Annotated in this window: 18 protein-coding genes; 2 read left to right on the top strand and 16 right to left on the bottom strand. The window is 30.7% G+C overall.

Annotated features, from left to right (window positions below):
* The first annotated feature begins 28 nt into the window (after positions 1-28).
* Positions 29-892, top strand: coding sequence for an AmmeMemoRadiSam system protein B (gene amrB / locus PHD84_00465; protein ID MDD5636284.1), 864 nt, complete (start codon positions 29-31; stop codon positions 890-892).
* Positions 893-943: 51 nt separating this feature from the next.
* On the top strand, positions 944-1288 hold the full coding sequence (locus tag PHD84_00460) for an MTH938/NDUFAF3 family protein (GenBank protein MDD5636283.1): 345 nt from the start codon (positions 944-946) through the stop codon (positions 1286-1288).
* A gap of 896 nt (positions 1289-2184) precedes the next feature.
* On the opposite strand, the gene miaA is transcribed toward PHD84_00460, so the two are convergent.
* From miaA to pnp, 16 genes are all read right to left on the bottom strand, one after another.
* Positions 2185-3138, bottom strand: coding sequence for a tRNA (adenosine(37)-N6)-dimethylallyltransferase MiaA (miaA, locus tag PHD84_00455; protein MDD5636282.1), 954 nt, complete (start codon positions 3136-3138; stop codon positions 2185-2187).
* Positions 3125-4486 (bottom strand): tRNA (N6-isopentenyl adenosine(37)-C2)-methylthiotransferase MiaB, encoded by a 1362-nt coding sequence (gene miaB / locus PHD84_00450; protein ID MDD5636281.1) that lies wholly within the window; start codon positions 4484-4486, stop codon positions 3125-3127. The genes miaA and miaB overlap by 14 nt, the downstream gene beginning before the upstream one ends.
* Before the next feature lie 288 nt (positions 4487-4774).
* Positions 4775-6316, bottom strand: a complete 1542-nt coding sequence (rny, locus tag PHD84_00445; GenBank protein ID MDD5636280.1) for a ribonuclease Y — start codon at positions 6314-6316, stop codon at positions 4775-4777.
* A gap of 211 nt (positions 6317-6527) precedes the next feature.
* Positions 6528-7184, bottom strand: a complete 657-nt coding sequence (locus PHD84_00440; GenBank protein MDD5636279.1) for a regulatory protein RecX — start codon at positions 7182-7184, stop codon at positions 6528-6530.
* Positions 7174-8214 (bottom strand): recombinase RecA, encoded by a 1041-nt coding sequence (gene recA / locus PHD84_00435; protein MDD5636278.1) that lies wholly within the window; start codon positions 8212-8214, stop codon positions 7174-7176. Before recA ends, PHD84_00440 begins: the two co-directional genes overlap by 11 nt.
* 135 nt (positions 8215-8349) lie before the next feature.
* Positions 8350-8925 carry an RNA 2',3'-cyclic phosphodiesterase gene (gene thpR, locus PHD84_00430; GenBank protein MDD5636277.1) on the bottom strand — a complete coding sequence of 192 codons (576 nt, stop codon included), beginning with the start codon at positions 8923-8925 and terminating at the stop codon, positions 8350-8352.
* A gap of 31 nt (positions 8926-8956) precedes the next feature.
* Complete coding sequence (locus tag PHD84_00425) at positions 8957-9532, bottom strand: DUF4416 family protein (protein MDD5636276.1); 576 nt, start codon at positions 9530-9532, stop codon at positions 8957-8959.
* An 11-nt stretch (positions 9533-9543) separates the two neighbouring features.
* Positions 9544-10365: a helix-turn-helix domain-containing protein gene (locus PHD84_00420; GenBank protein MDD5636275.1), complete on the bottom strand. Its 822-nt coding sequence runs from the start codon at positions 10363-10365 to the stop codon at positions 9544-9546.
* A gap of 177 nt (positions 10366-10542) precedes the next feature.
* Positions 10543-11487 carry an ABC transporter permease gene (locus PHD84_00415; GenBank protein ID MDD5636274.1) on the bottom strand — a complete coding sequence of 315 codons (945 nt, stop codon included), beginning with the start codon at positions 11485-11487 and terminating at the stop codon, positions 10543-10545.
* Positions 11487-12617: an ABC transporter permease gene (locus tag PHD84_00410; protein ID MDD5636273.1), complete on the bottom strand. Its 1131-nt coding sequence runs from the start codon at positions 12615-12617 to the stop codon at positions 11487-11489. The genes PHD84_00415 and PHD84_00410 overlap by 1 nt, the downstream gene beginning before the upstream one ends.
* 26 nt (positions 12618-12643) lie before the next feature.
* Positions 12644-14170 (bottom strand): ABC transporter ATP-binding protein, encoded by a 1527-nt coding sequence (locus tag PHD84_00405; protein ID MDD5636272.1) that lies wholly within the window; start codon positions 14168-14170, stop codon positions 12644-12646.
* 131 nt (positions 14171-14301) lie between these two features.
* Positions 14302-15357 (bottom strand): BMP family ABC transporter substrate-binding protein, encoded by a 1056-nt coding sequence (locus tag PHD84_00400; protein ID MDD5636271.1) that lies wholly within the window; start codon positions 15355-15357, stop codon positions 14302-14304.
* A 239-nt stretch (positions 15358-15596) separates the two neighbouring features.
* Positions 15597-17804, bottom strand: a complete 2208-nt coding sequence (locus PHD84_00395) for a DNA translocase FtsK (protein ID MDD5636270.1) — start codon at positions 17802-17804, stop codon at positions 15597-15599.
* A 4-nt stretch (positions 17805-17808) separates the two neighbouring features.
* Entirely contained in the window at positions 17809-18633 is an 825-nt protein-coding gene (locus PHD84_00390; GenBank protein ID MDD5636269.1) for an undecaprenyl-diphosphate phosphatase, read from the bottom strand.
* 56 nt (positions 18634-18689) lie between these two features.
* Positions 18690-19163, bottom strand: a complete 474-nt coding sequence (gene dut / locus PHD84_00385; GenBank protein MDD5636268.1) for a dUTP diphosphatase — start codon at positions 19161-19163, stop codon at positions 18690-18692.
* A 14-nt stretch (positions 19164-19177) separates the two neighbouring features.
* Entirely contained in the window at positions 19178-21361 is a 2184-nt protein-coding gene (gene pnp / locus PHD84_00380) for a polyribonucleotide nucleotidyltransferase (GenBank protein MDD5636267.1), read from the bottom strand.
* Positions 21362-21403: the final 42 nt, after the last annotated feature.

Below are 21403 nucleotides of genomic sequence, written 5' to 3'. Positions count from 1 at the left end.
TTAATATACTTTTTTAGGAGGATTTTTTATGGAACACAAAAGAAGAGCTGTTGTCGCTGGTTCTTTTTATGCAGCTAATCGGAAATCCTTATATCAACAAATAAAAGATTGCTTTTTGCATCAAATCGGTCCTCAAGCATTACCCACGAAAAATGAGAAAAGAGATAGAAAAATAATGGGTATTATTTCTCCCCATGCAGGATTTATGTTTTCAGGTCCAGTTGCAGCTTATAATTATTTACAACTTTCTTTAGAAAAAACGCCTCCAATTATTATTATACTTGGCCCTAATCATAGAGGTTTGGGAGGAGACATATCACTTATGTCTTCGGGTCAATGGGAAACACCCCTAGGAATGATAGAAATTGATCAGCTTATAGCCAGTGAAATGCTTGCTCATGATGAAAAAAAAATGATCCAAGATGATTTTCAAGCACATCTTTTTGAACATTCCATTGAAGTGCAGTTACCATTTTTGCAATTCATTTATCCTGCCAATGAATACAAAATCATACCTATTTGCGTCACTAATCAGCAACTTTCATTAATGAAATATCTAACCGATATAATATACAAAACAATTAAGGACAATTACAGTGCATTTCTCTTAATTGCCAGTTCTGACTTCAATCACTATGAAGACCAGGAAAGTACAAAGCGCAAAGATGCTGAAGGAATTAAGCAAATTCTTAATATGGATACTGGCCTTTTTTATAAAACAATTCAGGAAAATGGTGCTTCTATTTGCGGTCCTGGAACTATTTCTGTAGTGATGGAGACTTGTAAAAGATTAGGTATCAATAGGGGTAAATTATTAAAATATGCCACATCAGGCGATGTTTCCGGTATGAATGATCAGGTTGTTGGTTATGCTTCAATTATTTTTCAATAAGTTTTTAAGTTCATATAATATTTTAGAATTTATTAATAATAAATAATAAATATGAATACTATTGTAAAATATCAATTTGGTAAAATAATAATTAATGGTTCAAGCTATAAAACAGATGTTATTGTATTTCCCGATCATGTTCAGGATAAATGGTGGAGAGGAGAAGAGCATTTTTTAAGGATTGCAGATTTAGAAAGCGTTATAAATTATAAACCAGATATTTTAATTATTGGTACCGGTAGATATGGCTTGATGAAGGTTGATAATTATTTGATACAAGAATTAAAAGATTTGGGTATAAAAAATCTAATAGTTGAAAAAACAAAAATAGCTTGTCAATATTATAATAAGGAAACTGCTCTAAAAAAAGTTGCTGCGTTACACTTAACTTGCTAATTAACTTACCAAATTTGTCTTTTTATATTTTTATATGTAGTAATAAGCTTTAATGAATATTGAAATATAATTGAAAAATAAAAATAATATATTTCAATATTAAATATTCTATTTCTATTTTTTTATTTTTTTAAAAATATTTTTACAATGAAATTTTGAAGTTTGTTCATTGAAATTATATAACATCATATATTAGTATACTTATTTAAAAAATACTTCTATCTTTTAAATATTTTGGATTGAATTAATATTTACAATTAATTGAAAAAATATTGATATTTTTTCTATAAATATAAAACCATTAATACCTAATTATTTTTTCAATTTTGAACGTATTTTGAGTTATTCTGGTATATTACAATAATATGTTAGTTTATTTTCTAATATTTTTTATTTTTAAACATATTTATAAAAATATTTTTAAAATACAGTGTTGAATATAATAACTAATAAAGTTAGTTAAAATTATCAAAATAATTATATTAATCAATCAATATTATAGAATTTCTAATACTTATTTTGTATTCCATTAATGAGAGAAATATTTATTGTTTGTTCAAAAGAAATTAAATTAAACGTAAGCATATCGTATTAAAAAGATTTTTTAATATTATTTAGAATAACCGAAACTAATATTGGAAGTAATGAATTACATTTTAATTTTAAATAATTTTACTAAATGATGGAAAAAATAATAAATAAAATTAAAATGAATAGATATTTAAGTAACATAGAATGAACTTACAAGCAAAATTTCTAACTTCTAAGAAAGATATAAGGGGTAACTTGGATAAAATAAATAAAATAAAGACTAATTATCTTTTATTAATATCCTCCATCACTTTACATAAGATATATTATCGGAACAATAAAATATTTTTATAATATCAATTATTTTAGTATCCTTCTCTCTTCATTATTTCAACTATCTCTGTAATGCACTGTTGTATATCTGAATAGTCATCTAAATTGATCCAATAATCTATCTCTATTTGATTTTTGAACCAGCTTAACTGTCTTTTCGCAAAATGACGGGTTTCTTTTTTAATTATCTCAATTGATTCTTCTTGTGATTTTTCCCCTTGCAAATAATCCACTATTTGTTTATAACCTAAACCTTGCATGGCATTCATATTAATATTATTGTATTTGTTTATTAATTCTTTAGTTTCATCTATCAATCCATTTTCAACCATTTTGTTAACACGATAATTAATTCTTTTATAGAGGTTTTCTCTGTTCCTGTAAATACATATAATGTAATACTGGTATTTTGCTTTATTTTTATGGTTATCTTCTTTATTATGAAAATATGATACTGGTTTACCAGTTAAATAAAAAACTTCTAAAGCCCTTATTATTCTTCTGGTGTCATTAATGCTTATTTTCTTGGAATATTCTAAGTCACATTCCTTAAGTTTCTCATATAAAAATATATTCCCCTTCTCTTTAGCTAATTCAGTTAATTCATCTCTAATTTTTTGGTTTCGACCGGGACCTCGAAATATTGGATTGATAAGTGTTTTAATGTAAAGCCCCGTTCCCCCCACAATAATAGGTTTTTTATTTCGAGTTAATATATCATAAATACATTTTTGTGCTTGTTTAGTATATTGTTTAACATCATAACTTTCTGATGGTTCAATTAAACTAATACAATGATGTTTATATTTATTTAGTATTTCCTCTCCTGGTTTATCTGTACCAATATCCATATCTTTATAGATTTGCATTGAATCAGCAGAGATAATTTCCAAATCTGGTATAATCTGGGCAATTTTGATGGATATTTCTGTTTTTCCACTAGAGGTCGGACCGGTAAGAACAATTATTTTGTTAATATTTAACATCAACCAACTCCCCAAACAAGGTATAAGAATCTGCCTGTTTGATTTCCACATTGACTAATTTACCTAACAAATCATTATTATCATCAGAACAGCTAAAAACAACTATTTTATTTGTTCTTGTTTTTCCCCAATATTGCTTTTCTATTCCCTTTTTAGATTTATTTTCAACCAGTATTTCTATTGTTTTACCTATTAAATGTTGATTTATTCTGGTAGTTATATTATTTTGTATTTTTAATAAGGTCCACAAACGTTTTTTCTTAGTTAAAAGGGTTACTTCTTGCCCAAAAAAAGAGGATAGAGTCTCTTTTCGATTAGAATAGATAAAGGTATAAGCAGAATCAAACTGAATATTTTGAAAGGTTTTAACTGTTTCTTGAAAATCTCCTTCTTTTTCCCCTGGAAAACCAACCATTACGTCAGTAGTAATACTGGCTTCAGGAATATATTTCCTAATATTATTAATAATATTGTAATATTGTTCCATATTGTACTTTCTATTCATTTCTTGTAATATCCTATCTGATCCGGATTGAAGAGGTAAATGAATATGTTCGCAAATTTTATTACCATTTTTAATAACTTTAATTAAATCAAGATTGAAATCTTTGGGATGTGAAGTAATGAATCTGATTCTTTCAATTCCATTTATGTCATTAATTTTTGAAAGTAACGTTAAAAAATTATCTCCATTACTTAGATCTTTTCCATAAGAATTAACATTCTGTCCCAACAATATTATCTCTTTATAGTTTTTCTTTACTAATTTTTCAATTTCATTTAATATCTCTTGTAAAGATCTGCTTTCTTCAAAGCCTCTAGTATAGGGAACAATACAATAAGAACAAAAATTATTACATCCTTTCATAATTTGGACATATGCTGTAATGGAGCTATGGTATTTTATCGGTTTGTTTGCTAATTGTAATAATTCTGTATTATCACATAAAGTAATGGTTTTCATTCCTTTATTTTGCCAGTAAAGCTCTAATATCTCTATGAATGAAGTAATTTGAGATGGTCCAAATATTAAATCAACTGTAGGTGCTTTTTTTTGGATATTTTCTTTTTCCTTCTGAGCCAGACAACCACAGATTCCAAAAATAAGTTCGGGCTTTTCCTTCTTAATTTTATTGATTATACCTGCTAAACTGTAAATCTTTTGCTCTACCTTTTCTCTAACGCAACAGGTATTTAAGATAATAAGGTCAGCTTTATTCAAATCTGATGTCATTACATAACCAATATCTTCGAGTTGACCTGCCAAATATTCAGAGTCATTCACATTCATTTGACAACCAAATGTTTTAATATAATAATATAATATATTTTTATCTTTTCTATTCATATCAAACATCATTTCTCTAATAAGACAATTTCTATTTACCTTCTCCTGTTTGCTTATTTCTACTGCATCATGTCAGTTAATCTAACAGGGTAAGATTGCTCACCCTAAAATTTCAAGAACATTATCTACTAAAATAGCTTAATCTTTATGGTAAAACTATCTTCTTTGCTGACTAATGTAAAAATATATGTTTCAATACAAAATAATGCCTTTAATGAAAAAAGAAGGAGATATTTCTTAACATACCTCCTTCTCTATCAACTCGTAATGTATAATCCAAATTATAATTTACTTAGCATATTCTACAGAGCGTGTTTCTCTAATAACATTAATCTTTACTTGGCCAGGATAATCAATATTCTTTTCAACTTTTTTAGAAATATCTCTGGAAAGTTTTGCTGCTAAATAATCATCTATTTCTAAAGGATTCACAATAATCCTTATCTCACGACCAGCCTGAATAGCATAAGATTTTTCTACTCCTTCAAATGAATTGGCAATTTCTTCTAATTGTTGCAACCTCTTAATATAAGTTTCCAGCATCTCTCTTCTGGCACCTGGTCTAGAAGCGGAGATAGCATCTGCAGCTTGTATTAATATTGCTTCTGCCGTCTCAGGTTTTTCATCTTCATGATGAGCAGCAATAGCGTTAACCACTTTAGGCGATTCCCCATTTTTTCTAGCAATATCCGCACCTATTAATGCATGTGGTCCTTCAACTTCAACGTCAGCAGATTTTCCGATATCGTGAAGTAGTCCCGCTCTTCTGCATAAACTTGTATTTAAGCCAAGTTCATCTGCCATTATCCCTGCAAAATATGCTACTTCTTTGGAATGTTGCAAAACATTCTGTCCATAACTTGTTCTATATTTTAGTTTACCTAAAGTATTAATTAGTTTTGGATTTAGATTTCTAACATTTGTCTCAAATACAGCTTTTTCGCCTTCTTCTTTAATATTGTTTTCAACGATCTTCTTTGAAGAATCTATTACTTCTTCTATTCTAGCTGGCTGAATCCTGCCATCTGTAATTAATTTTTCCAAAGCAATTCTGGCAATTTCACGTCTTATAGGATCAAAACCAGATATAATAACTGCTTCTGGTGTGTCATCCACAATAAGATCTACACCTGCAATTCGTTCAAAAGTCCGTATATTTCTACCTTCCCTACCAATTATTCTACCCTTCATTTCTTCATTGGGAAGAGGAACTACGGATATCGTTGACTCTACTGTATATTCAGAAGAATAACGTTGAATTGCCAGAGATAGAATGTTTTGTGCCTTCTTTTCGCCTTCTTCTTTGGCTTTCTCTTCAATATTCTTTATAATCTTACCTGCTTCATGACTTAATTCCTTTTCAAGAAGATTAAGTAAGTCTATCTTGGCTTCTTCAATATTTAACTTGGATATTCTCAATAACTCATCTCTTTGTTTTTGGCAAAGCTGATTTATTTCTTGTAGTTTTTGTTCTACTTCCTTTTCTTTTACGTCGATTTGTTTCTGTTTGTTTTCAATCAATTCTATTTTCTGCACCAGATTATTGCTTTTCTTTATTAGTTGTTCATTTATGCTTTCTAATTTTGATCTTTTTTGTTGACATTCTATTTCATTTTGCCGGATAATCTGATATGTTTCTTCCTTGGCTTGCAATTGTGCTTCTTTTTTGATTGATTCAGCTTCCTTTTTTGCATTTTCAATTATTTTCTTGCCATTTTCTTCACAAACAGACAATTTTGTTTTTGCTATAAAATTGGCTAAGAAAAAGCCTATGAATATTCCAATCAAAATAATTAAAATAGATATAATGTATATGCTAATAGCTTTCACCCCCTATTCAATTTAAAAGGTACAAAAATTATAGTTTAAAGCAAATACTTAGTGTTTCAAACCTATAAAATTATTAAAGAATAATTTTCAATACCATAATTTATCTTAAAAATATCGGCACAAAACATAAAAATTATCTCATTTTAATTAACTTTAATATTTTATCTCTTAATAAAATAAAAGTCAAATTGATTAAAATTCTTAAATTTTATCATGGTTCAGTATTTTCGCCATTAATAAATTCATTATATACTTGTTGGATAATTGGATTAGAGAAACCCTGACTCCTTAACAAATTAATAATTTTCTGGGGTTCTATCTTTATGTTTTTTGCTTGAAGAGAATTGCGTTTTTTCCTGATTAACTTGTAAGCTAATGATAACTCACATTCATCCTGTTCAAAAAATGAATTAATAACGTTATCAATGATTTCTCTCTTGACTCCTTTTTTATATAGCTCGTTTCTTAATTTTATTTTTCCAGCAGGTTTTTTATTAATTTGATATTTTATCCACTGTATAGAAAATTCTCGGTCATCAATAAGATTCTCATATTTTAACCAATTGATTACATCATTTATTGTATTTAATTGATATTTTTTATCTCTTAATTTCTTTTTAACCTCCCATTTAGAGCGAGGTCTATAAGATAAAAATCTAATAGCTTCATTCTTGGCTTCTGATAGTTTACATTTTTGTTGAATAATATCCAAAATATTTTGAGAGACTGTTTTACTGATATAAAGATCTAAATCATTTATAATAGATGAATCAATTTCTGCAAAGAATTCATTATTGATGTATATTTTTACTCTATATATATTGTTTTTCTTAACTTTAATATTAGTTATTTGGTAATTATTGTTCATCAGATGAATTATTTTCTATATTGGGAAGATTCGCCGCCTTCAATATTTTCTTTTCAATTTCCCTAACTAATTCAGGATTTTCTGATAAGAAAGATTTTGTGTTCTCTTTTCCCTGGCCTAATTGCATATCATTGTAAGAAAACCAAGTACCTGATTTTTGAATTATTCCATATTGGTAGCCTAAATTGAATATATCTCCATCTTTTGAAATACCTTTGCCGAAAATAATATCAAAATCAGCTTCCTGGAATGGTGGAGCCATCTTATTTTTCACAACTTTTACTTTTACTGTTATGCCAATATTGGATTCATTCTTTTTAATAGAAGCTTTCTTTCTGATATCTAATCTAATGGAGGCATAAAATTTTAAGGCCCTTCCTCCTGGAGTTGTTTCTGGATTTCCAAAGATAATGCCAATTTTTTCTCTTATTTGGTTAACAAATACTGTCGTTGTTCTAGACTTATTAATAATTGCCGTTAATTTTCTCAGCGCTTGAGACATCAAGCGAGCTTGTAAGCCCATTGAAGCATCACCCATATCCCCCTCAATTTCAGCTTTAGGAACCAGAGCTGCTACAGAATCAATAACAATAATATCAACTGCATTGCTTCTAACTAAAGATTCAGTAATTTCCAATGCCTGTTCCCCAGTATCTGGTTGAGAAATAATAAGTTCGTCAATATTAATACCAATATTTTTGGCATAAACCGGATCAAGAGCATGCTCTGCATCAATAAATGCAGCTATTCCCTTATGCCTCTGGGCTTCTGCAATCATATTTAAAGCCAAAGTAGTCTTTCCTGATGATTCGGGCCCATAGATTTCTACTATTCTTCCTCTAGGCACACCACCAATACCTAATGCAATATCAAGTGCTAAGGAGCCAGTAGAAATAATATTACTGCCGGCAACTTTCGGTCGGTCACTAAACTTCATAATAGAACCTTTCCCGAAACGATGTTCAATATTGTCCATTGCCATTTTTAAAGCTTTTTCCCTTTCCGAAACATTGTTTTTATCCTCTTTCATAAAATAACTCCTCTTTAACAATTTGATTCAATTTATATCTAATTCACCTTTTAAGTAGTAAAAATATTTTTAAAACTGGTAATTTCATTAATTAATATATTAAAAAAAGACATTGCAAAAACATTGAAATCTTACTTAAGTCACAAGTGTAAAGCTACTAATAATCTTATAAATCGGACCATCTTTGGTTAATTGACTTTCCATAAGATCAATGGCTTTTATTCTCTGTGATATAGAATTAATCTGAATATCTCTTATATAATCATTCAATATTTTGGGATATTTTAAGTATTTTATCCTAGCCAGGGTTATATGTGCTGTAAATTGATTCTCTTTCTGATAATATGATTCTAATCTCAATTCCTTCTCAATTGATTGGAATATTTTTAGAAGTGTACCATTTCCTTTTTCAATACCTATCCAGAGAACTCTTGGTCTTATGAAATTGGGGAAAATACCAACATTTTTGGATAGTCCAATAGTAAATTGTCTGTATTCATTGGAAATATTTTGTAATGTGATTTTGATTTTTTCTATCTCTATTGAATTTAAATCACCTAAAAACTTTAAAGAAATGTGAAGATTATCTTTTTCGATAAACTTGATCTTCATGTTACAGCTATTTCTTAACTGTGCGATATCTCCTTGTATTTTAGAAATATATTCTTTGATTTCACTCTCTAAGTTAATAGCAATAAATGTCCTTATCATATCGTTAATATTGATGCTGTTCCCTTATATTTTATATATTATAATTGATGTTAGCATAATAATTTATCTGTTTCTTATATTGTTCTCTTACTTTATTTAGAAAAGATATATATGATTCGGTTTTATAGTTTTGATAAGTCCATTCTAAAGGACAATATGTTTTGTTGATAAATCTCAGAGTTATTTCAGCAAATATCCCCTGTGTAAGATAAATTCTAGCAGGACCATCTTTAGTGCTTGCCAAGATGAACTTGTTCAATGTTAAATAACCTGGATCAAAATTTACTTTTCTCTTCTTTTCTCCTGATGCATAAGAATGATTGCGATAAGAACTGAATAAAAACTCCCATTTATTACTACTACACTTTATCTGACTTAATTGGTCAGGAAATATTAATTTTTCAAAAGATACTATCTTTTGTTTTAATCCCTCTCCCATTTCATCTCGATAATAACTGGTATAATCAAACGGTTGAAAGTCACTTTCCATATCAATTATTCCGAAAAAAGTTATTAGTAAATCCTTTGCTTCAAAAAAAAGTTTATCCTCGCCGCTGATAATGCTAAATATTAATTTGACTGGATTAGGATAAATAATTTTTCCCATTTTTTATTTAACTAATTATTGCTAGGCAAAATTTGGTAACTTATAAGACGATAATTCTCTAAAGGTTGGGGTTCTAAAACATTATTATTATATGATACTGTAATTCTATTTGGACTAGCGGTGATTAATGAAATTAATTCATCTGATTTTACTAAAATTTTATCTTCAGAGATAATAACTCCTTCGTATAACACTTGATCATTCTGAATTATTTTTATCCAACTCGGATCATTCGCAATAATTTCAATTGGTTTATAATCGGGTAAGGGTTCTAAAAAAACAACACCATCAAGCTCAGAGATTTCTTCTTGTTCAATATTTTCCAAAGCTATCTCAAGCATTTCCTGTTCTATGTTTTGTTCTGGAGAGATACTTTCATTTTCAACTATAGGGATAGAAGGTTGCCTCATTCTATGTAAATATTGATTAAGAATAAAAATGAAGCCGCCTATTAAAAGTATAACCAGAGCTATTTTGAATAAAGGAATAATATTAATTGGTTTTTTTTCTTTCTTTACGCGTATTTTTCTTTTTCCTTGTGAAAAATGTCTACTCAGTTTTTTCCTTTTGATTTGTGGCTCCGGTTCAAGAGGTTTAGAAACTGGCTCTGATTTATCTAGGAGTTGATTTATATAATCCTGATCTGCCTGAAGATAATTGGCATAATTTCTTAAATAGCCAACAAAATATGTTTTGCCTGGAAGAACACTTTCATCCCCTTCTTCTATAGCAATTAAATATTTTTTTCTAATTTTAAGAAATTGTTCTGCCTCATCTAAGGAAATTCCTAGTTCAATTCTTCTATTTTTCAAGTACTCTCCTATTTCCTTCATCTTAAATAATACTCCTCTTGCTTATTTGTTACCAAAGATTTTCAGTGTCAGGGATTATCATATATTCAATAATTATCTTCGATTAATTCAAACAATAATTGATTGAGTTAATCTTTTTTTAATAATAGCACAAATTTTAATGTAGTGATAATTATTATATTATAAAAATATATAAAACTAGCCTATTTCTTTCTCATAAGGAATTCCACTAGCAGCAGGTGCAGTAGCTCTGCCAATAGCTCCGACCAATACAAATATAGCCAATAAATAAGGTACCATATTAATGAATTGAACTGGGATAGTAAAAATTCCCTGTAATCTAATTGCTAATGCCTCTCCTACTCCAAATAAAAGGGCTGCTCCAACTGTTCCAATTGGTGTCCATTTACCAAATATCATTGCTGCTAAAGCAATAAAACCTCTACCACCACTCATCTCTTTTACAAAAAAATGCGCTTGTTCAATGGAAAGAAATGATCCGGCTAAACCAGCTAAACCACCAGAAATCAATACCGCTATATACCTCATACTAATAACGTTAATTCCAAGAGTATCTGCAGCTTGCGGATATTCTCCAACAGAACGCAATCTTAAACCAAATGGAGTTTTAAAAATTAAAATATGAGAAATTATGATGATAATTAAAGTAATATATACCATCGGCGAATGATGGGCAAATATTACTATTAAACTTCTTACCAGAGGCGAAGCTTCTCCTGGATTTGGAATATTAAATCCCCAGATAGGAAGACTATCTAATGCCATTATTTGTGTCTCATGAAACCAGAGCCAACTTAAAAATACAGTAATACCACTGGCAAATAGATTAATAGCTACTCCGCTTACAATTTGATTAGCTTTAAAAGTTACTGTAACAATAGCATGTATTAAACCCAATAACGTACCAACAATGGCAGCAATTAAAATACCCATCCATACATTTTCTGTAAAATTGGTACCGGCAACAGCAGCAAAGGCGCTGGTGAGCATAATGCCCTCTAAGCCTATATTTACTACTCCTGACTTCTCAGAAAAAACCCCACCTAAACCCGCTAAAGTTAGAGGAATTGTAATTCGTATTACGGAAGCAAAAAAATCTGGATTTAAGATACTATCAATCATTATTCTGCTTTCCTCCTCAGAATAACTCTTTTTATAATTTCATCAGAAATAACCACTAGAATAACAATAACCGCTTGAATTACCATTATTAATTCACGTGGTATTTTCCCCGCTGTAAAAATATTAACTAATGCACCACCATAAGAAAGTATACCGAATAATATTGCAGCTAATACCACACCAAAAGGATGATTTTTACCTAACAAAGCAACAGCAATGCCATTAAATCCTAAGTTCGTAAAAAGATCCTGACGCCAGCGAAATTTATAACCCATCAGCTCATTCGTACCTACCAGACCAGCCAATGCTCCACTAATCATCATTGCCAGTATGATATTTTTTGATATGTTTATTCCGGCATATTCAGAAGCAGTCTGATTATATCCAACAGCTCTTATTTCATAACCCAAACTGGTTTTCCATAGAATATAATAAACTAAAAATGCAGCAATAATAGCGATAATAAAAGACACATTCAGAGGATTGTGTGCGGGAAACTGAATATTTATCTTAGATAATATTGAAGCAATTCTTGGTAACCTTGCTGCTTCTACTATTTCACTGGTATGGGGAATCATCTGTTGCACTCCCGCCATCCTCATAGCCTCAGTGGGGGGAGCCTTATATACTAAAGCCAAATAAAAAGTAAATGAGGCAGCAATCCAATTCATCATTATCGTGATAATCACTTCATGAATGCCTTTCTTTGCTTTTAAAACACCAGGAATGGTCGCCCAGAATGCTCCACCTATGGCAGAGGCAGCAATAGTTAAAGGTATTAATATAATTGCCGGGAAATTGGTAAATGTAAATCCAACATAAGCAGCCAAAAATGCACCTACATAAACCTGCCCCTCTCCTCCAATGTTAAACAGTCCACAACGAAAAGCGAAGGCAACAGCTAGTCCAGTAAATATTAAAGGAGTTGCCCTAAAGAGAACATTTCCCCATCCATCACGATTTCCTATTGCCAAGCCGAACATCATTTTATAAACTTGTATTGGATCTTCACCCATTAATAGAATAACTATTGAGCCAATAATAAGAGCTCCTATAATAGCAATAATAGGAGTAATTTTTTCAACTATGGAGAAAAAAAGATTGCCTTTCTGTATCTTTTCCTTATTCAAAAAATACTCCTCCTATCTATCTAATATCAGAATATTGTGGTTTTGTTGCTCTTTTCTCCTTGCGAGGAACCGCCAGTCATAAGAAAGCCCAATTTTCCTCTATCAATGTCTTTATTTATTAAAATTTCAACAATTCTTCCTTCGTAAATAACTGCTATTTCATCACTTAAAGATAGTATCTCGTCTAATTCTGCCGAAACCAATAGTATTGCCTTACCTTTACTTCTTTCGTTTAATATTTGTTTATGAACAAATTCTATGGAACCCACATCTAATCCCCTAGTAGGTTGAGCAGCTATTAGAAGAACTGGTTCACCCTGTAATTCTCTTGCTACAATTACTTTTTGCTGATTTCCACCAGATAATGATTTTAATAAATTTTCTTTTACAGCTGGTCTTATATCAAAATCCGCAATTAACTTGTTAGCATATCTATGAATTTCTGGAAAGTCTATTAAAGAACCTTTAACAAAGGGTGGCTTATAGTGGCTACCTAATACCAGATTCTCTGCTACTGAATATTCACCAATGAATCCTCTTTTACGTCTATCCTCTGGTATGTGAGCAATATTTAACTCCCTTATTTTCCTGGGACTTAATCCTGTAATATTATGTTCATATAAATATATTTTTCCACTGGAAATTGGCTTTAATCCAGTAATTACTTCTACTAATTCAGTCTGTCCGTTCCCTTCTACCCCGGCTATTCCTAATATCTGACCTTCTTTAACTGAAAGACTAACGTCTTTTAACACAAGATATTTATTTTGATTAAAAGCACTTACCTGCTCGAGTCTTAATACAGTCTTACCAGTTTTTCGATCGATTTTGCTGGTCTTTAATAAGACCTCTCTGCCTACCATGAGTGTAGCAATTTCGGAAGTATTTATTTGCATAGTGTCTTTAGTACCAACAACTTTACCATCCCTCATTACAGTAACTCGGTCTGATATTTCCATTACTTCATTTAGTTTATGGGTAATAAAAATAATTGTTTTCCCCTGTTTTTTTAAAGATTTTAGAATCTTAAATAATTCATCTACTTCCTGAGGAGTCAAAACAGCAGTTGGTTCATCCAATATCAATATTTCAGCTCCTCTATATAGGACTTTAATTATTTCAACCCTCTGTTGGATTCCAACTGAAACATCTTCTATCTTTACCCAAGGTTCTATTTTAAAACCATATTTTTCCGAGAGTTTTTTAATATCGCTGGCAGCTTTATGTAAATCAACAAAAAAATAATTCCTTCTGGGTTCCATCCCAAGTATTACATTTTCTATGACAGTTAAGGGGGGAATTAACATAAAATGTTGATGAACCATTCCAATTTTATTTTCTATAGCTCTATTAGGATTAGAAATATTGATTTTTTTACCAGCAATGAATATTTCTCCTTCATCTGCCTGGTATAGACCATATAATATACTCATTAATGTGCTTTTCCCTGCTCCGTTCTCTCCAACCAAGGCATGTATTTCTCCCATTTTTACAGCAAAATTGACTTTATCATTTGCTTTTACCAGGGGAAAATTTTTGGAAATATTTTTCATTTCTATTAGATATTCAAGCAATTTTTATCACCATATCTTATAAAATAAATAATATAAAAACATTAATCATCAGGAAATTAAATATTTACAGTACATAAATATTATTAATTTCCTGATGATTAATTCATATTTTATAACTCAGCAGGTATTAAAATTTCTCCTTTTATAATTTTTGCTTTAGCTTCCTCAACTTTTTGTAATACATCCTCTGATACCAAGTCTTGATTATATTTATCCATAGCATAACCAACTCCATTGTATTCAACATCATTAATCACAACTGATGTGGCTAAATCAAATAGCCTGATTCCGGGCTCAAAGGTGTCTTCTATAACAGATTTCACCGTTAAATACACTGATACATCAACCTGTTTTAACATACTAGTCAATCCAAAATTTTCACCAGTTTCCTCAATATATCCTAAATAATTCTGGTTGGAATCTACCCCAATTACATACCTCTTTCTTTCTTTTGCTGCTTCATAGACTCCGGCACCGGTTAAGCCAGAAGCATGGTAAATAACATACGCATCATTGTCATACTGTGATAAAGCCAGCTCCTTACCTTTAACTGGATCAGCAAAAGCTTTATCAGTATCTCCGGCATAAGCAGATAATATTTTGCAATCAGGGTAAGCATACTTGACACCAGCTAAATAACCGGCTTCAAATTTTTGAATTAGTGGAACATTCATCCCCCCTACAAATCCTACTGTATCCTTCCCATCTTGAAGAGCCTTTAATCCAGCAATCATACCTACTAAAAAAGATCCTTCATGTTCTGCGAAATTTAAAGAAACGACATTGGGTTTGTCAGGAATAAATCCATCAACAATAGCAAATTTTGTATCTGGAAATTCATCAGCAACATCAGAAATACTATCAGTAAATAAGAATCCTACTCCAATAATAAGATTATATCCGATACTGGCTAAATTTCTCAAGTTAACTTCTCTATCTGCATCTGCTCCTGGCTCAAGCTCTATTCTCTTTATACCAAAATCTTGAGCTGCCCAGCTTAATCCTCGTGAGGCAGAATCGTTAAACGATTTATCCCCTTTACCACCAACATCAAAACATAAACCCACAGTAATATCGCTCTGAGCAAAACAATTTACCGCAATTAAAGAAGAAAAAATGATTGTAACTAGTAAAAAAGTAATTACATTCTTATAATTAACTTTCATTTGTTATTTATCTCCTTTCTAATAATTTATTGGTAAGCAAATATTTTTTATTTATTATGATTTCAATTTTCTAGTATATATTCTCCTCCTTTCCTCATATATTTGGACTAGTTATAATTCTGCTCACATCATAACAAAATTCTAAAATCATTCTAATAATATTTATCATTATTATAATAATACGTTCCCACTCTTTATTCAATTAAAAAATAATGATCATAGAATTTAATTATTTAATTCTAAGAATTTGAGTTTTTATAATTAGAGAAAAAATTTTCTTTAGAAAGTAATATTTTTCTGGGATTACGACCATCATATGGTCCAACTAATCCCCTTTTTTCCATTAAATCTATTAAACGAGCTGCTCTGGTATAACCAATTCTCAACTTTCTTTGTAAAATGGAAATTGAAGCTTGATTATTATTAATAATTGTATCTACTGCATCTTCGAATAATTCATCTTCTTCATCATCTCCCATTCCTTCACTTTCACCTTCTTTTTGTTGTAAATGTTCAATTATATTTTCATTATAATCTGGAGGGAGATTATTCTTGACTAGAAATGATACAATATCCTTAATTTCCTTTTCTGAAACAAATGCTCCTTGGGCTCTTATAGGTTTGGGAGCGTTAATGGGGGAGAAAAGCATATCTCCATTGCCCAGCAATTTTTCAGCTCCATTTACATCCAGAATAGTCCTTGAATCAACCTGAGTGGATACTGCAAAGGCAATACGCGAAGGAAAATTAATCTTGATGGAACCAGTAATAATATCTACAGAAGGTCTTTGAGTGGCAATAATAAGATGAATTCCCGTAGCTCGGGTCATTTGAGCTAACCTGCATAATGCTTCTTCTACTTTCACTGGCGAAGAAAGCATTAAATCAGCTAATTCATCAATAATAAAGACAATATATGGTAAATTTGTTTCCTCAGATTTTATACTTTTAATATAGTCATGATATCCTTTTAAATTGCGAACTCCAACCTCAGCAAATATTTTAAATCTTCTTTCCATCTCAGAAATAGCCCAATTAAGTACCTTATCAACTTTTTTAGTATTAGTAACAATAGGAGTAATTAGATGGGGTATCCCATTATATATGTTAAGTTCTACTCTTTTTGGATCAATAATTAAAAACTTGACCATTTCAGGACCAAAACGATAAACCAAACTCAAGATAATGGTATTAAGGCAGACGCTTTTACCTGATCCTGTTGAACCCGCAATAAGTAGATGAGGTAATTCCACTAAGTCTGCAATAATATTTTTCCCACCTATATCTTTTCCCAGTACTATAGGTAAAATAAAAGAATTACTTTGATAATTTTTTGATTCAATTATTTCTCTTAAAAAGACGATGTTTTTTTCCTTGTTAGGAACTTCAATGCCTATGGCATTCTTACCTGGAATAGGGGTTTCAATTCTTACTGAAGGAGACGCAAATGCTAAGGCGATATCATTACTAAGATTGGTAATTTTTGATACTTTCACCCCGGGTGCAGGTTGAATTTCATATCTTGTTACCGTTGGCCCCTGGGTTGCACCTATTACTTCACCCTGAATATTAAAATTATCCAAAGTTCTCTGTAATAGAGCAATATTTTCTTTTATTTTTTCCAGATCCCGATCTTTATATTCTTTTTTTGGTTCATTTAATAAAGTAATCGATGGGGCAATATAATAGTTAGAAAGTCTTTTTTCTTCATCATCACCCTTTACCATAAAATCTATCTTCTCTTGAATTGCTGATGTTGATTTTTTTTCGTCTTTTGATAAAATATCTTTCTTAAAAATTGGTTCTGGTTTTCTTTTTATTTCCTCAGTATTTGATGAATAAATTTTAATTGATTTTCTTGATTCTCTTTTCTGCATTCTTTTTTCTTTCATTCTATTGGTTGGAAATATTGTTACCAACCTATTGAATCCAATTACTATTCTTTTAAAAATAAAGCTAAAAAGGTACAGAAAAGAAAGATCTGTTGCAAATAATAGTGCAATTAAACCCAGGGCAATGAGAAATAGATAAGCTCCGGATAAGCCAAAATAATTATTTAAATGCCTTGCTATATAATATCCATAAAGGCCTCCGCCTATTCCCTTAATGGACATATAATAGGCGTTTTCAATAAATATTAATCTTAAATGAATAAAAGCTAATAATACCAATATTAAAGAGGTAATTCCAAACATTCTATTATAGAAATTGGGAATATTAAAATTAAAAAGTAAATGAAAACCTTCAATCATCATAAAGACAAATATGAAATATTTACCCAATCCAATTAGCTTGTTGATATTGTTGATAATATTAAGAAAGGGAGCAATTGTTTTTTCAGGGGAAAAAAGCATATATAAGTAATAAATAGCAATAAAGATTAGAAAAATACCTATAACTCTTTTCTTAATCTTAACGGAATAATTTTTTTTCTCAATTTTTGACATTTCATTACCAACTTTTTATAATAAGAAATACTACTATGATAGCAACAATCCATAAGTAGTAACTAAAGAAACGCAATTTAAAATTAATCAACATTTTAGTAAAAAATAACATTGCTAAATATCCGGAAAGAAATGCAGCTAATCCTGAAATAAGGACAACAAAAATATCCATATTTAACTGAAAAATTTCCCTGAATTTATAGATCGAAGCTCCCATAATTATGGGAATTGATAAAATAAAAGAATATTTAGCAGCAAAATTTCTTTCTAATCTCCTGCTGAGACCCATCATAATGGTAAATCCGGAGCGGGAAATACCAGGAATAATAGCAAAAGTTTGAGCTAAGCCAATTAATATGGCATCCACCCAATTAACATCTTTTATTGTTTTAGTGCCTTGAATGAAATATTTATCCGTAAAAAAAAGGCAAAGACCTGTTATCATCAACATAAAGGCAGTAAATAATGAGTTATCAAACATCTTCTCGATTGCATTTTGAAGCAGATAGCCAATTATTGCACCTGGTATGGTACTGATGAATAATAGCCAGGCAAATTTACAGTGATCATCTTCTTTGATATAACTAAAAAATAATGGCCAATTAAATAGCATTAAAATGCTTTTTAAAAAAGAAATGATAATCTCTTTTATTTCTTTTTTGAATAAACAGATTACAGCTAATGATGTACCAAAATGTACGAATACTTCAAAAGCTACGCCAGGAACACTAATCCCTAAAAGATTCTGGCTAATTACTAAATGACCGGAACTGCTAACTGGGAGGAATTCTGTTAACCCTTGTATAAGACCAAGGATAACGTAGTGCATTGATATCCTTCCTTTTATATTATCATATATGAATGTACAAATATAAAGAAAACCATTTATTCTATAACCTTAATACCAGTATGTCCAAATCCGCCTTCACCCCTTCTGGTATTATCCAATTTTTTTATTTCTATTAATAGAGGTTGAATTACTTTTTGAATAACCAGTTGCGCAACTCGATCTCCCCTATTTACATAGAACTTTTCTTTTCCGTGGTTAATTAAAATTACTTTTATTACTCCACGATAATCAGCATCAATTGTTCCCGGGGAATTAAGTACTGTAATACCGTAACTGATGGCTAGTCCACTTCTGGGTCTTACCTGTGCTTCGTAACCTGGTGGTAAGGCAATTTTTATACCAGTTGAAATTAATTTTCGTTCACCGGGTTCGATTTCTATTACCTCGTTCTGAGCGGAGTACAAATCAATACCTGAAGCATATTTACTGGCTGACTTAGGTAAAGGCAAATCCTCGCATCCTAGTTCCCTCTCTATTTTTACTTCTACTTTTTCAATGTTATTATCCATAAAAAGTCATATTCTTATCTAAAAGTAGGTCTTTTGTGATAGTGCTTGTTAAAATTATTCTCATTTTTTCCTGGCTTGGGCATTAATTCTTTTTTGCTTAAATCAATTTTCCCCTGCTGATCAATTCCAATCACCTTTACCTGTATCTCATCATTTGCTTTCAATACATCTTCTACTCTATCAACATGAGAATGAGATAGATTTGATATATGCAAAAGACCTTCTACACCAGGAAGAATCTCCACAAATGCTCCATATTTAGTTATTCTTTTTACCTTGCCATTATATATCTCACCAGTCTTTACTTCTCTTGCCAGCCCTTCAATGAGATATTTGGCTTTTTCTATCTTTTCCTTAGTATCAGCTGTTATAAATATTTCACCATTATCTTTAATATCGATACAGGTACCAGTCTCTTCAATTATCTTCTTTATATTTTTACCACTTGGACCGATAATATTTCCGATTTTATCTGTATTAACCTTAATAATTAGCATCTTAGGAACATAATGAGACAATTCTGCTCTGGGTTCAGGAATGACTGTATTCATTTTGTCAAGTATATATAAACGTCCTTTCTTTGACTTTTCTAAAATTTCTCGTAATATATCAATAGATATACCATCAATTTTCAGATCCATCTGTATAGCGGTTATGCCATCGGCAGAACCTGCTGCTTTAAAGTCCATATCACCATAATGGTCTTCAATACCAAGAATGTCAGTTAGTATTTCATATTTATCATTCTCTTTAATCAATCCCATAGCAACACCAGCAACCGGTTTTCTTAGTGGTACTCCAGCATCCATTAAAGATAAGCTGGTGCCACAGACTGTAGCCATAGATGACGAACCGTTCGATTCTAAAATTTCAGATACCACACGAATAGTATAGGGAAATTCTATCTCATCAGGAATAAGAGATTTCACAGCTTTCTCAGCTAAGGCTCCATGACCAATCTCTCTTCTGGATTGAGATCTTCTTGGTTTAACATCTCCTACAGAAAAAGGAGGGAAATTATAGTGTAAATAAAATTTACGGGTAGTGTCCTCTTCTAATGTATCAACAGATTGTTCATCTCTCACCGAACCTAAAGTAGTAATAACCAAAGCCTGTGTTTGTCCCCTGGTAAAAAGAGCACTTCCATGCACTCTCGGTAGAATACCTATTTCGCATTCAATAGATCTAATTTCATCCAGTTCACGATGATCCACTCTTGTTTTTTTCTCAATAATTAATTCTCTCATAGTTTCCTTACATATAGAGTCAAACACTTCATTAACTATGCAAACATTCAGTTCTTCTTCCGTGTTTTTACGTTTATTTTCTAATTTTGAGATTATATCATCTTTTAGATTAGCTAATTTCGCTTCTCTCTCAACTTTATCCCTGGTAGTGATTGATATTTCAATTTGTTTTGAATATTCCTTTTTTATCAGCTGGTAATACGTATCTCTTTCTTTCAATAAGGATTGTTCTAATTGCCATATTTGTTTTATTTTCTCGGTTTTTATTTCTTGAGCAATCTTAACCTGCATTTCAACAATCTTCTCAATCTCAACCTGTGCTTTCCCAATTGCCACTAAAATATCTTCTTCAGATAATTCATTGGCTTCACCTTCTAGCATAATAACTGAATCTTTTGTGCCCGCAACAACCAGATTTAGCTGACATGCTTTGAGTTCTTCTACTGTAGGATTTATTAAATAATCTCCATTTAAATACCCAATACGTACCGCAGCAATTGGCTTATAAAAAGGTATATCAGAAATATAAAGAGCACAGGAGGCACCAATAATAGAAATGATATCAGGAAGGTTTGTCTGGTCATAAGACAATACCGAAGTAATAATCTGAACATCATTGTAATAGCCTTCAGGAAATAATGGACGTATCGGTCTATCAATAAGCCTGGATGTCAGAATGGCATTCTCACTTGGTTTCCCTTCTCGCTTGAAGAATCCGCCAGGTATTTTTCCAGCGGCATAAAATTTTTCTTCATAATCAACAAGTAACGGAAAGAAATCATTCCCTTCTTTAGGTTCTTTTGAGGCAACTGCGGTAACGAGTACTACCGTTTCACCACAAGTAACGGTGACTGAACCATTGGCCTGTTTAGCCAATTTCCCTGTTTCTATTTTTATAGTCCTACCACCAATTTCTATTTCTGTATTGTAGATAACATTATTATTAGACATAAATCAAATATCTCCTTAATAGGCAATTAAAATTTAATTTCA

This window comes from Atribacterota bacterium (assembly GCA_028717805.1).
In the GTDB taxonomy this organism is placed as follows: Bacteria; Atribacterota; Phoenicimicrobiia; order Phoenicimicrobiales; family Stramentimicrobiaceae; genus Stramentimicrobium.
The sequence above is the reverse complement of the archived record's forward strand: the minus strand, read 5'-3'. Positions and strand labels throughout refer to the sequence as shown.